The sequence below is a fragment of the Micromonospora sp. NPDC051924 genome (genome assembly GCF_055586005.1).
In genome coordinates, this window is record NZ_JBVJJA010000054.1 from 26263 (window position 1) to 39725 (window position 13463).

General features: G+C 68.6%; 11 protein-coding genes and 1 pseudogene. 11 read left to right on the plus strand and 1 reads right to left on the minus strand.

Annotated elements, in window-relative coordinates:
- Positions 1–68 precede the first annotated feature (68 nt).
- From ACZ6S5_RS30030 to ACZ6S5_RS30075, 10 genes are all read left to right on the plus strand, one after another.
- Positions 69–1670, plus strand: coding sequence for a PucR family transcriptional regulator (locus ACZ6S5_RS30030; protein ID WP_466005594.1), 1602 nt, complete (start codon positions 69–71; stop codon positions 1668–1670).
- Positions 1671–1896: 226 nt separating this feature from the next.
- Positions 1897–3456: an NCS1 family nucleobase:cation symporter-1 gene (locus tag ACZ6S5_RS30035; RefSeq protein ID WP_466005595.1), complete on the plus strand. Its 1560-nt coding sequence runs from the start codon at positions 1897–1899 to the stop codon at positions 3454–3456.
- The gene (locus tag ACZ6S5_RS30040) at positions 3453–4295 is read left to right on the plus strand and encodes a nitrilase-related carbon-nitrogen hydrolase (protein ID WP_466005596.1); all 843 of its coding nucleotides are present in this window, start codon (positions 3453–3455) and stop codon (positions 4293–4295) included. The genes ACZ6S5_RS30035 and ACZ6S5_RS30040 overlap by 4 nt, the downstream gene beginning before the upstream one ends.
- A complete protein-coding gene (gene hydA / locus ACZ6S5_RS30045; RefSeq protein ID WP_466005597.1) occupies positions 4292–5695 on the plus strand; it encodes a dihydropyrimidinase in 1404 nt (467 codons plus the stop codon). Before ACZ6S5_RS30040 ends, hydA begins: the two co-directional genes overlap by 4 nt.
- Positions 5696–5708: 13 nt before the next feature.
- Complete coding sequence (locus ACZ6S5_RS30050) at positions 5709–6701, plus strand: TIGR03842 family LLM class F420-dependent oxidoreductase (protein WP_466005598.1); 993 nt, start codon at positions 5709–5711, stop codon at positions 6699–6701.
- A gap of 335 nt (positions 6702–7036) precedes the next feature.
- The gene (locus ACZ6S5_RS30055) at positions 7037–8218 is read left to right on the plus strand and encodes a YncE family protein (RefSeq protein WP_466005599.1); all 1182 of its coding nucleotides are present in this window, start codon (positions 7037–7039) and stop codon (positions 8216–8218) included.
- A gap of 197 nt (positions 8219–8415) precedes the next feature.
- Positions 8416–9033, plus strand: coding sequence for a dihydrofolate reductase family protein (locus ACZ6S5_RS30060; RefSeq protein WP_466005600.1), 618 nt, complete (start codon positions 8416–8418; stop codon positions 9031–9033).
- 4 nt (positions 9034–9037) lie between these two features.
- The gene (locus ACZ6S5_RS30065; protein WP_466005601.1) at positions 9038–9880 is read left to right on the plus strand and encodes an alpha/beta fold hydrolase; all 843 of its coding nucleotides are present in this window, start codon (positions 9038–9040) and stop codon (positions 9878–9880) included.
- Positions 9881–10172: 292 nt separating this feature from the next.
- Entirely contained in the window at positions 10173–10403 is a 231-nt protein-coding gene (locus ACZ6S5_RS30070) for a hypothetical protein (RefSeq protein WP_466005602.1), read from the plus strand.
- Positions 10404–10441: 38 nt separating this feature from the next.
- Positions 10442–11767, plus strand: coding sequence for an MFS transporter (locus ACZ6S5_RS30075; RefSeq protein WP_466005603.1), 1326 nt, complete (start codon positions 10442–10444; stop codon positions 11765–11767).
- Positions 11768–11900: 133 nt separating this feature from the next.
- Here ACZ6S5_RS30075 and ACZ6S5_RS30080 read toward each other — a convergent pair.
- Positions 11901–12146, minus strand: a pseudogene (locus ACZ6S5_RS30080) (IS701 family transposase); the annotation flags it as partial.
- Positions 12147–12349: 203 nt separating this feature from the next.
- On the opposite strand from ACZ6S5_RS30080, the gene ACZ6S5_RS30085 reads away from it, so the two are divergent.
- Complete coding sequence (locus ACZ6S5_RS30085) at positions 12350–13348, plus strand: hypothetical protein (RefSeq protein WP_466005604.1); 999 nt, start codon at positions 12350–12352, stop codon at positions 13346–13348.
- The last annotated feature ends 115 nt before the right edge of the window (positions 13349–13463 follow it).

Below are 13463 nucleotides of genomic sequence, written 5' to 3' on the forward strand. Positions count from 1 at the left end.
TGCAACCTGTACCGCTCTGCGGCCGCTGCCATTACGTTGTGTGTAATCCCGGTAGTAGGGAGGTCGCGATGTATCCCTCCGTCGCCGAAGCCGTCGCGCTGCCGGTGATCCGGCGCGCGAGGCCGCAGGTGGTGGCCGGGTCGGCCGGGATGCAGGGCCGGGTCCGCTGGGTCCACGTGGCGGAGGTCGCCGACATCGCGCACCTGCTCCGCGGTGGGGAACTGGTACTGACCACCGGCATCGCGCTGCCGGAGGAGCCGGCGGCGCTCACGGGCTACGTGGACGACCTGGCCGCGGTCCACGCGGCGGGACTGGTCATCGAGTTGGTCCGCCGGTGGAACGATCACGTACCCGAGGCGCTCGTGACAGCTGCCGACCGGCACCGACTCCCCCTGATCACGCTCGCGGAAGAGACGCGGTTCGTGTCCGTCACCGAGGCGGTGGTGGCGCTGATCGTCGACGCCCAACTCGCCGAGCTGCGGGCCGCCGAGCAGGTGCACGAGACGTTCACCTCGCTCACCGTGGCCGGGGCCGAGCCGGCCGAGGTGCTGCGCGAGGTGGCCAGGATCTCCGGGCTGCCCGTCGTGCTGGAGACGCTGGGGCACGAGGTGCTCGCGTACGACGCGGCTGGGCAGGATCCCACCGAGCTGCTCGCGGACTGGAGTCAGCGGTCCCGGTCCGTGGCCGTGCCTGAGCGAACGGCCTACGACGAGGAGGCCGGCTGGTTGGTCACGGTGGTCGGCGCGCAGGGCGCCGACTGGGGACGCCTGGTGCTGCTCTCGCCGGGCCCTCCGCCGCACCGGCACATGGTGGTCGCGGAGCGGGCCGCGTCGGCGCTGGCGGTGCATCGGCTCGTGGCACGTGATCGGGAGAGTTTGGAACGGCAGACGCATCGGATGTTGCTCGCGCAACTGCTCGGTCAGGCGGTACCGCCGCCGGATCTGGCCGCCCGGGCGGCCGCGCTGGGCGTCGGCCTCGAACGGCGGCAGCTCATCGGGGTGGCGATCCGGCCCGGGCACATGACGCCACGCGCGCCTGCGCTGGCCACTCAGGAGGTGCTGCGCGACCTCGCCGAGGTGACCGCGTCGGCCGCACGGCGGGTGTCAGTGCCCGCCCTGGTGGGCGTCGTGGACGACACGAGCGTACGGGCGCTGTTGTCGCTGCCCGCCCACGCCAGGGTCGACGCGGTCCTACGTCGGGTGGCCGAGGAGGTACACCGCTCGACAGCCGGCCCGGTGCTGGTGGCGGTCGGCACCACCGTGTCACACGCCGCCGAGGTGCGCCGCAGCCTCGGCGAGGCCGCCCACGTCGCGGGGGCGGCCCTCCGCACCCCCGGTGCGCAGCTCTACCACAGGCTGGACAACGTGCGCCTGCGCGGCCTGTTGCACCTGTTGCGGGAGGACGAGCGGGTCCAGGCGTTCGCAGACCGGGAGTTGGGCCCGCTGCTGGCGCGGGACGCCCACCAGCGCAGCCGGCTGGTGGAGCTGCTGCGCTGCTATTGCGAGCAGGGCGGGAACAAGTCGGCGGCGGCCGCTGCGGCGCACCTGTCGCGTACGGCCTACTACCAGCAGCTGTCGCGGATCGCGCAGGTGCTCGGGGTGTCGCTGGAGGACCCGGAGTCGGTGCTGTCGCTGTACGTCGCGCTCCTGGTGCACGAACTCGACGCGTAGGGCTCCCGCTGCGCGAATCCACCCACCGTGCTGATTGACAGGTCGGCGCGGGCATGCCGTGGACAGAGTGTGCCCCGATCATGGCAAGCGTGGACACTTTGCCGCTGCCCGTGGCGGGCTCGCGACACCCACCATTCTCAGATAAAGATCGCGCTGAACCGCCCACCAGGAGCGCGTGAGCCGGGTTGGTCGGCCAGTGTTGCGGCAGCGTAACAGGAGGTGACCGATGACCGTCGAACCCCTGCCCCCGGCCGAAACCACCGCGGTCGAACCCGGCACGCAGATCACCCATCCGGACGGCCGAGTCGAGTTGCGCGACTTCTCCACGATCGCCGACAGCCGCTACTTCAACGAGGAGCTCGCCCCGGTACCGATCGAGAAACGCACCTGGAACACGTACAACTTCGCGGCGCTGTGGATCGGCATGGCGCACAACATCCCCACCTACCTGCTCGCCGCCGGGCTCATCCAGCTCGGCATGAACTGGGTGCAGGCGTTCCTCACGATCACGCTGGGCAACTTGCTCGTCCTGATCCCGATGCTGTTGAACAGCCACGCGGGCACCAAGTACGGAATTCCGTTCCCGGTCTTCGCCCGCGCGTTCTACGGAGTTCGCGGGGCCAACCTCGCGGCTCTGCTGCGCGCGCTCATCGCGTGCGGCTGGTTCGGTATCCAGACCTGGATCGGCGGCGAGGCGATCTACGCGATCGCCGGGAAACTGCTGGGCTCCTGGTGGGCCGACGCGGCGCGGATCATGGACTACCCCTGGACGCTGTGGGCCTCCTTCTTCCTGTTCTGGGCGATCGAGATGGCCATCATCTGGCGGGGCATGGACACCCTGCGGCGCTTCGAAAACTGGGCAGCGCCGTTCGTCATCGTGGTGGCCGTCGCCCTGCTGATCTGGGTCATGGTCGAGGCCGGCGGGCTCGGCCCGATCCTGTCCGAGCCGTCGAAGCTGGGCTGGGGCGCCGACTTCTGGAAGCTGTTCGCACCTTCCCTGATGGCGATGATCGCGTTCTGGGCGACCCTGTCGCTGAACATCCCCGACTTCACCCGGTTCGGCGGCAGCCAGCGGCAGCAGGCGTATGGCCAGGTCTTCGGCCTACCCACCACGATGTCGTTCTTCGCCATCCTGTCGATCATGATCACCTCAGGCACGGCCGTCATCTACGGCGAGGCGATCTGGGACCCCATCCAGCTCGCCGCCAAGTTCGAGAACCCCCTGGTCGTCGCGCTGGGTCTGTTCACGGTCGTGGTCGCGACGCTGTCGGTGAACGTCGCTGCGAACACGGTCAGCCCGGCGTACGACTTCTCCAACGCCGCACCCCGACTGGTCAACTTCCGGACCGGAGGGCTGATCACCGGCGTGCTCGGCATCCTGATCCAGCCGTGGCGGCTGGTGCAGGACCCCAACATCTACATCTTCGTGTGGCTCGGGTTCTACGGCGGCCTGCTCGGCGCAGTCGCCGGGGTGCTCATCGCCGGATACTGGGTCCGCAGCCGCACGCGCCTCCAGTTGCCCGCCCTCTACCGTCCCGAGGGCCGGTACTGGTTCTCCGGCGGCTGGAACTGGGCGGCGATCGTCGCCACCGTCGTCGGCGCGGTCCTCGCGGTGGGTGGCGCCTACTCCGCACCAGGCAAGGGGCCGTTCCCCGAGGACGGGATTATCCCGTGGCTCAAGCCGCTCTACGACTACAGCTGGGTCGCCGGTCTGGTCGGCGCGTTCGTCGTCTACCTGGCGCTGTCGCTGCCGCGCACCGCTCACGCCAAGGAGGAGAACCGATGAGCACCATCATCCGAGCCGGGCTGGTGCAGCAGAAGTGGACCGGCGACAAGGAGTCGATGATCGCGAACGCGGTGGAGGCGATCCGCAGCGCCGCGTCGCAGGGCGCACAGGTCGTCTGCCTGCAGGAGTTGTTCTACGGTCCGTACTTCTGCCAGCTGCAGGACGCCGACTACTACTCGTACACCGAGGCGATCCCCGACGGGCCGACGACCGCGCTGATGCGTGAGATCGCCGAGCAGCACGGTGTGGTGCTGATCGTGCCGATGTACGAGCAGGAACAGCCAGGCGTCTACTACAACGCGGCGGCGGTGATCGACGCCGACGGCACCTACCTCGGCAAGCACCGCAAGAACCACATCCCGCAGGTGAAGGGGTTCTGGGAGAAGTTCTACTTCCGGCCGGGAAACCTCGGCTATCCGGTGTTCGACACCGCAGTGGGCCGCATCGGCGTCTACATCTGCTACGAACGGCACTTCCCCGAAGGCTGGCGGGCGCTCGGGCTGGCCGGCGCGAAGATCGTCTTTAACCCCTCCGCCACGAGCCGGGGCCTGTCGGAGTACCTCTGGCGCCTCGAGCAGCCGGCCGCCGCGGTCGCCAACGAGTACTACGTCGGCACGATCAACCGGGTCGGCGTGGAACCGTTGGGCGACAACGACTTCTACGGCCAGTCCTACTTCGTGGACCCGCGGGGGCAACTGGTCGGCGACGCCGCGTCGGACACCGAAGAAGAGGTCGTCATCCGCGATCTCGACATGGACAGGCTGGCCGAGGTGCGCGACCTGTGGGCGTTCTATCGCGACCGCCGGCCGGAGACCTACGAATCGCTGGTGACGCCGTGAGCATCGTCATCCGCAACGGAACAGTCATCAACGCCACCGGGGAGTACCCGGCGGACGTGCTGGTGGACGGCGAGCGGATCGCCGCGCTCGCCGCGCCGGACTCGGGTCTGGCCCAGCAGTGGGCGTCCGGCGCCGAGCGAGTGATCGAGGCCGCCGGGAAGTACGTGGTGCCAGGCGGCATCGACGGCCACACCCACATGGAGATGCCGTTCGGGGGCACATTCTCGGCCGACACTTTCGAGAGCGGGACGACCGCGGCGGCCTGGGGCGGCACGACCACGATCATCGACTTCGCCGTGCAGGGCAAGGGCACGTCGCTGCTGTCCGCGCTGGACAAGTGGCACAGCAAGGCCGACGGCAACTGCGCGATCGACTACGGGTTCCACATGATCGTCTCGGACGTCAACGACACGTCGCTCAAAGAGATGGAGGCCTGCATCGACGCGGGCGTGAACACCTTCAAGATGTTCATGGCCTACCCGGGTGTCTTCTACGCCACGGACGGGGAGATCCTGCGGGCGATGCAGAAGGCCCGGGACACCGGATCGATGATCATGATGCACGCGGAGAACGGCATCGCCATCGACCAGCTCGTCGCGCAGGCACTGGCGAGTGGACGGACCGACCCGGTACAGCACGGGTTGACCCGGCCGCCCGAGCTGGAAGGCGAGGCAACCTCCCGGGCGATCACCCTGGCGAAGGTCACCGGCGCACCGCTGTACATCGTGCACCTGTCCGCCGCGCACGCCCTCGACGCGGTCACCCAGGCCCGCGACACCGGGCAGAACGTGTTCGCCGAGACCTGCCCGCAGTACCTGTTCCTGTCGCTGGACGACCTGGCCAGGCCTGACTTCGAGGGCGCGAAGTACGTCGCCTCTCCCCCGCTGCGGCCCAAGGAGCACCAAGCGGAACTGTGGCGGGGCCTGCGCACCAACGACCTGTCGCTGGTGTCCACCGACCACTGCCCCTTCTGCTTCAAGGACCAGAAGGAGCTGGGCCGGGGAGATTTCTCGAAGATCCCCAACGGGATGCCGGGCGTCGAGCACCGGATGGACCTGCTCTACCAGGGCGTCGTGAAGGGCGAGATCACCCTGCCGCGCTGGGTCGAGATCAGCTCGACCACGCCCGCCCGGATGTTCGGTCTCTACCCACGCAAGGGCGTCATCGCCCCGGGCGCGGACGCGGACATCACGGTGTACGACCCGACGGCCGAGCAGACCATCTCCGCCGGCAGCCACCACATGAACGTGGACTATTCCGCCTACGAGGGCATGCGGCTGACCGGAAAGGTCTCCACCGTGTTGTCCCGCGGCCGGATCGTCGTCGACGACAACGCCTTCCACGGCGCCGCCGGGCACGGCACGTTCCTGAAGCGCGACCTCAGCCAGTACCTGATCTGACGAGGAGTTGACCGTGGACTTCGGTGTCGTACTGCAGACCGACCCGCCCGCTCGCGACGTCGTGGCGGGCCTCGCCGCCGCCGAGGACAACGGATTCCGCTACGGGTGGACGTTCGACTCCTGCGTGCTGTGGCAGGAGCCGTTCGTCATCTACTCGCAGGTCCTCGCCGCGACCAAGCACCTGATCGTCGGACCGATGGTGACCAATCCGAGCACCCGCGACTGGTCGGTCACCGCGTCCCTCTTCGCCACCCTCAACGACATGTTCGGCAACCGAACCGTCTGCGGGATCGGCCGCGGCGACTCGGCCCGCCGAGTCATCGGCCAACCGCCGGCGAGCCTGGCCACCCTCGGAAGCGCCATGCGCGTAATCAAGGAACTGGCCGAGGGACGCGACGTCGAACACCACGGCACGCCGGTGCGCATCCCGTGGGTGCGTGACGGCAAGCTGGAGATCTGGATGGCCGCCTACGGCCCGAAGGCGCTGCGGCTGGTCGGCGAGCAGGCCGACGGCTTCATCCTGCAGACCGCCGACCCGGACATCGCCCGCTGGACGATCGGCACGGTACGCGACGCGGCCAGCGCCTTCGGCCGGGATCCGGACTCGATCACGATGTGCGTGGCCGCCCCCGCCTACGTGGGTACGAACCTCGTACACCAACGGAATCAGCTGCGCTGGTTCGGCGGCATGGTCGGCAACCACGTGGCCGACCTGGTCGCCCGCTACGGTGACTCCGGCGTGGTGCCGAAGGCGCTGACCGACTACATCACAGGCCGCGACGGCTACGACTACTCACACCACGGCCGCGCCGGCAATCCGTCCACCGACTTCGTCCCCGACGCCATCGTCGACCGATTCTGCCTGCTCGGCCCCGAGTCGGCCCATGTCGACCGGCTGCAGGAGCTCAAGGAGATCGGGGTCCACAACTTCGCCCTCTACCTCATGCATGACGACAAGGAGAAGACCCTCACCGCGTACGGCAAGAACGTGATCACGCACGTCTAGTGCGTCCCGCACGGCGGTGAGCTGCACCCTGCGGCGGGAGGAGCGGCGCGGTGCCGCCCTGACCGCCGGGAGATAGCTTCGCCCCGATATGGCACCTTCGCCGTGCAGCTGATACTCAGCGCTCGCGGCCGGCGCCCGACGCGGACCCGGTGACCAGGTTCGCGCAGTGGCTCGCGTAGCACAGGGCGCACCGCCTGCCGAGGCACGGGTCATGCAGCCCACCGAGACTCTGACGTTCGGCGCCGTCTCAGGCACCACCGCAGTCGGCATCACCGCCGTACTGGAGACGGCGACTCTCCCCGTCCCGGCAGGCATTTGTCCGTTATTGTGAGGCGATGTCCCGCAGTCAGTTGCTGGCCGTCGTGCCGGCCCTGTTCCTGTCGGCCGGGCTCCTGGCCTGCACCGACCGGGCACCCACCAGGGAGGTGCTGACCAGCCCGTCCGCCGACAGCTCGGCGGGCCGGTCGTTCGGGCCGCTGGTGCCGGGCATGCCGACGTACCCGGCGGCCGGGAACGTCTACGCCGCAGCTGGCCCCGACCAGCTCGCCGCGCCGGTGCGCGGCGACCGCCCGCTGGTCTACGTGCCGAACACCAAGAGCAACGACGTCTGGGTGATCGACCCGGCGACCTACAAGGTGGTGAAGAAGTTCCCAGGCGGGCCGGAACCGCAGCACGTGGTGCCCTCCTACGATCTGCGCACGCTCTACGTGGCGTCCAGCCAGATCCCCAACGGTGGCCTGGTCCCGATCGACGCCAGGACCGGCAAGCCGGGCCAGTTCCGGAAGCTCGAGGACGTCTACAACCTCTACTTCACCCCGGACGGCAAGCAGGCAATCGTGGTGGCCGAGGCGTATCAGCGGCTGGACTTCTACGACGTGAGTAGCTGGCGGCGGGTGCGGTCGGTTCGGTTCCCCGAGTGCGGCGGCATCAACCACATGGACTACTCGGCCGACGGAAAGACGATGCTGTTCAGTTGCGAGTTCGCCAACCGGATGCTGGTCCTGGACGCCGTCAGCCTGCGCAAGCTGCGCGACTTCCGGCTTACCGAGGTGGCCGACGGTATGCCGCAGGACACCCGGCTCACGCCGGACGGGCAGCACTTCCTGGTCGCGGACATGCGCGCCAACGGGGTGTACGTCTTCGACGGCCAGGCCACCCGGCAGACCGGCTTCATCCGCACCGGACGGGGTGCGCACGGCATCTACTTCAGCCGCGACGCCCGGCTCGCCTACGTCACCAACCGGGACGAGGGCAGCGTGACCGTACTCGACCTGCCCGGCCTGAAACCCAGGGCGACCTGGCGGATCCCCGGGGGCGGCAGCCCGGACATGGGCGGCCTCTCGGCGGACGGCAAGCAGCTCTGGCTCTCCGGGCGCTACCACGACGAGGTGTACGTGCTGAGCACGGAGAGCGGCAAGCTGCTGGCCCGGATACCGGTCGGCCGGGGCCCGCACGGCCTGACCGTCTGGCCGCAGCCCGGCCGATACTCCCTCGGCCACACCGGCAACATCCGGTAGCCCGGCCCCGGACCGGCCGGGCCGAGTCAAAGCTGCCATAGTCTTTGACCTGTGCATATGCGCCTCTGAGGTGCTCGGGGCGATCGTCCGCTGTACGCCCGACGTGCCACCGCGCGCGTCGTGCTATCGAGTTCGCATCCGCCACACGCTTCATGCGTGAGCGATGAGTTTGGGCGGCGGATCGGGTCTGCCCTGGCATGACTCGAATCATCGCTGACATCTCGGTCTCTCTCGACGGCTTCGTCACCGGGCCCGACCCCAGCCCGGACAACGGTCTGGGAACCGGCGGCGAGGCCCTGCACACGTGGGCGTTCTCCGACGACCCCGACGACCGCCGGCTCCTGCGCGAGGGGACCGTCCGCTCGGGCGCCGTCGTCCTCGGCCGCCACCTCTTCGACGTGGTCGACGGGCCGAAAGGCTGGGACGACACGTCCGGCTACGGCGCCGGGGAGGTCGGCAAGCCCACGTTCGTCGTCGCGACGAGCTCGCCGCCCGAGTCGGTGCGGACAACCAACCTCGACTGGACGTTCGTCACCACCGGTCTCCCCGATGCCGTCACCGCCGCGCGCGAGCGAGCCGAGGCGGCGTCGTCGGACAGTGGCAAGGACCTCGACGTCATCCTCATGGGCGGCGGCGCCACGATCGGCTCGGCGCTCGACGCCGGGCTGGTCGACGCGCTGACGCTGCACCTCGCGCCCATCGTGCTGGGCGCCGGGACACCACTGTTCACCGGCGCAGCGCCGCGCACGCTGGTGCAGCGGAGCGTGCTCTCGACATCGACCGCGACGCACCTGACCTACGACGTCTCCCGGTGATCCGATGACCACTGTCAACGCCAATGAGATCGCCTTGGGCATTGAGTCGTTCGGGGACGACGACGCGCCACTCGTCCTGCTCGCGGGCGGGACGACGATGCTCTCCTGGCCCGACGCGCTTTGCGAGCGCCTCGCCGCTGGCGGACGCCGTGTGGTGCGCTACGACCTGCGCGATAGCGGGGATTCGACAACGACGGATCCGGAGGCGCCCGCCTACACCCTGCGCGACCTCGCCGCCGACGCGGCGGCCCTTGCTGACGCGCTCGGCGGGGGGCCTGCGCACCTCGCGGGGATCGGCGTCGGCGGGATGGTCGCCCAGGTGGCCGTGCTCGATCATCCGGGGGCGTTCTCGGCGCTCACCCTGGTCGGCACCCGCGCGGTTGCCCCTGGCCCACCCGACGATGACCTCCCCGAACATGACCAGGCGACGATGAGCCGGCTGTTCGCGCGTCCGATGCCCGATTGGACCGACCGCGAGGCGGTTGCGGAGTTCGCCGCCGCCGGCGCGGAGATCCTCGGCGACGACCCCGTCGCCGCGCGCGCAATCGCTGCGCGCGTCTGGGACCGCACGCCCGGCACCGCACCACCGGTCCAGATGGCCAACCAGATGGGCATGGTGTTTTCCAGGCTCGACTGCAAACCACGCTGGCGTGAGCGCCTGCCCGAGATCGAGGTCCCCACGCTCGTCGTCCACGGCCGCCGCGACCGGTTCTTCCCCGTTGGCAACGGCGAGGCGATCGCGCGCGAGATCCCCGGGGCACGGCTGCTCGTCCTCAAGGAGGCTGCCACTGCGATCCCCGATGCGGCGGTCGGCGAGGTCACCGAGGCGATGCTCACGCTCGGCTAGAGGACGGGGGTGCCGCGCGGATCTGGCCTGCACGCAGCAGTGGACGTCGGAGGCTCGATCCGGCCGCGCGCCCGCGATCGGCACGATTCCAACCCGAGGTTGTCCAGGATGCTTCTCTCGATCCAGGTCCCGTAAACCCGCGGTTTCTGCCGTCAGCGCTCCACGTCGAACTCGTAGTCATCACGCAAGCGCGGCCACAACCAACTGGAGCACTCCCGATCACACGACCCCACCAGCAAGATCACGATCTACGGCTGGAGTATCAGAGGGCCTGGGTGAGCAGCCACCGGACGTGCTCGTACAGGTCTGGAGCACAGTCCGCTCTTCCGATTGCCTCTACCAAGCCGGGCGGTACGAGGCGGCGCCACAGTTCGGCGCAGATATCGGCTACCGCAACACGTACGCCACGATGGCCGGCATCGGCATCCAACCGCTCGACGAGGGGTTGGATGGCCTGGAACTGGAGAAGTTGAACACGTGGGGCTCCTCGGGCCTGCGGAAGGCGGCGCTGGGCACCTGTTGACCACAAGGGAGAATGCGCGACGAAGGGGATGGGAGCGGGTGATCGAACGTCGGTCGTCATGGCTGCCGTCGCTGGGTCGCCACGCATGGCTAGTGCTAGGCGTCAACATGCTCGCGTGTCTAGGTAGCGGTCTCACGATGCCGTTCCTGATCATCTACCTGCATCAAGTCCGCGGGTTCACCCTGCCCACGGCAGGCATGATCCTGGGAATCGTGGGCGTTGCCGGCATCACCACGACGCCGCTGACCGGCCCGTTGATCGATCGGATCGGTTCCCTGCGGGCTTTCATCGCCGGTCTGCTGGTCGCCGCCGTGGGCATCTGCGCCTACACGGTGGCGACCGCCGTGCCGCTGGCGATCCTCGCGGCGGTCGTCTACGGGTTCGCCAGTGGTCTGATGTGGAACGGGTTCGCCACGCTGCTGACCGATTTGGTGGCGCCAGCCGAGCGCGGATCGGTCTTCGCCCTGCGCTACATGAGCGCCAATGTCGCGTTCGGCGCTGGTGCGCTGATCTCCGGTTTCGTGACCGTCTCGGCGCGGCCGGGCCCGTACGTGGCGATCCTGCTCGCCGACGCGTCGTCCTACCTGCTGTTCGCCATGGTCCTGATCGCCCTGCGGTCGTTGTTGGCCTCCTCGTCGGCGGTCGCCGCGGGCGAGGAGCCGGCACCGCACGGGCAGCGGATCGGCTACCGCCAGGTGCTGCGCGACCGGACCCTGCTCGGCGCGCTGCTGGTCAACAGCCTGTTGATGGTGTTCGCACTGTCCCAGACCAACTCCGCGTTCGCGGCATGGGTCACCGGCGACGGCGGCGGCACCACCCGCGTTGTCGGCTTCGCGTTCTTCCTCAACATCACCGTGCTGCTGCTCGCACAGCTCCCCGCGATCAGGATCGCCCGTGAGCGGTCGCGCTGGGGCGGCGCAGCCCGGGCAGCCGTCTTCTTCGCCGCGGCGTGGCTGGTGCTGATCCTGCCGACCACACTCGGGCTCCACGGTCCCACGCGCGAGCTGCTGCAGATCGCCTCCCTGGGCGTCTTCGCCCTAGGTGAGACCACCCTGTCGCCGACGCTGCCGGCGCTGATCAACGATCTGGCGCCGGAGCGCCTGCGCGGCCGGTATAACGCAATCTTCAGTCTCTCCAACCAGGTCGGCCCGGTCGTGGCTCCGGCGCTCGCCGGCGTCGCGCTGGGCAACGGTGCTGGGCAGCCGTACTTCTACGGCCTGGCAGTGGCGTGCGTGGCCATCGCCGGCCTCGCCCTGCTGCTGCGCCGGGTGACCCCACACTCGGCCGACCTCGGCATCGCGCCGGAACCAGCCGAGGCGACGGCTGATGAGATGCCAGCCCCGGCCGGCTCGGCGCGCCACTAGCTTCTGCTATCTCGATGTCTATGGATGTCACGCCCCGTCAACCACCATCTCGCCGGCGACGCTTGACCTCTTCGTCGCCAGTTGGTCACCCAGCCCGGGTGTCCGACGTTGAAGCGGAACCAATACTTCAACGTCACTTCGCCTGTCTGCGCCGCACTGGTGACAGCGGTGTGGCGAGGACGAAGGGGTTGAGGAGCCGGCGGATCTGGGCGACGGTCATCCCGATGACCTCTGGGTTGGCGTTCGGCTGCTGGGCGGTGGTGGCGAGGACGGTCAGAACGGCCAGGGCGAGCATGGCCAGGGTGATGAAGCCGTACCAGCCGGTCCATCCGCGGACCTGGTAGTGGTCCAGGCCGACTTGACCTTTGCAGGTTGGGAACTGCGGTTGCGGCGGACGGCACGAAGCAGTTTTCCCTGACGATGCGGGCCGGGCAGGTGGAGTTGCTCCCGGGCAAGCCGACTGCATTTCGTTGACTGTCGGCTTGACGACACCACGCTGGACGCCGGTGTCCGCCGGGCGCACTTTTCTCGGTACACGATGCGTACACAAGGGCGCGCTCACTGCGGTCGAGGAGCATCGAAATGTCCGACATCGAGGTGAAGTCCTACCGCTACCTGCGGACGGCGATGGTCGCGCTGCTGCTGGGCCTAGGAGCAGCGGTCGGTTATCACAGCCTGCAAGCAGGCGCGTTCCTCGCATCCGTTAGTGCCTACTACTACACCCCTGCGCAGGCGATCTTCGTCGGGGCCCTCATCGCCCTCGGAACCTGCATGATCGCTCTGAAAGGGACGAACGAGGTTGAGGACGTATTCCTCAACCTCGGCGGCATGTTTGCGGCCGTGGTCGCGATCGTTCCCACGTCGCGTGGCGCGGACTATCGGACGGCGGTCCGTGCCTGCGAGCAGGCGGACAGTCCGGCGCTCCAAGAGCTGGACTGCCCCACGGTCCGGACATTGGCCGAGGCCACCAAAGCCAACGTCGAGAACAGCACGGTTGCCCTGCTGTTCGTGGGCGCGCTGGCTTTCCTCGCCGCCGTGCTCTTCTACTCGTTGAAAGATCGAAGGACGCCTGGGGCAAAGTTCCCTCGATGGGCCTTCGTGGCGACGGTGGTGGTGTACGGCGGCTGTGCCGGTGCTTTCGCGACGTCCAGGGCATGGTTTATTGACAACGCCCACTACATCGCCGCCGTTGGCCTGCTTGCCTGCATCATCGTCGTGGCGGTGGCCAACGCACTCCGACGGGACGAGGGGCGGCCGGAGACTCTGAACGCCGTTCCCGGCGCGCTGGCCCACTCCCGGGATTTCTACGCATGGTTCGCGCGGGTCCTGCTAGGGGCCGCCGGCGTAGGCATCTTGCTGTGGCTTGTCGGCTGGATCAGCCTGTTCCTGCTCGAGATCGTCGTCGCCGCGTTCTTTGCCGTGTTCTGGATGGTGCAGACCATCGAACGGTGGCGCGACGAGCCCCGGCCCGATGGCGGTGATCCTGGTGAGGTGTCACCCGGCAGAACGCAACGGTCCAGTCCAGGCAGCAGCCGACGTCCTGACCACGACCAGACCGACCGGACAGTTGGACAGGCTTAGCCTCGACAACTCGCGCCTTAGCTTAGGGGGTGTCTCAGTTGGTGAGGTTGTGGCCTCGGGCATGATCTTCTATTTGTGGCGGATGTTGTCGAGGACATGATCCAGACCTGGGCGC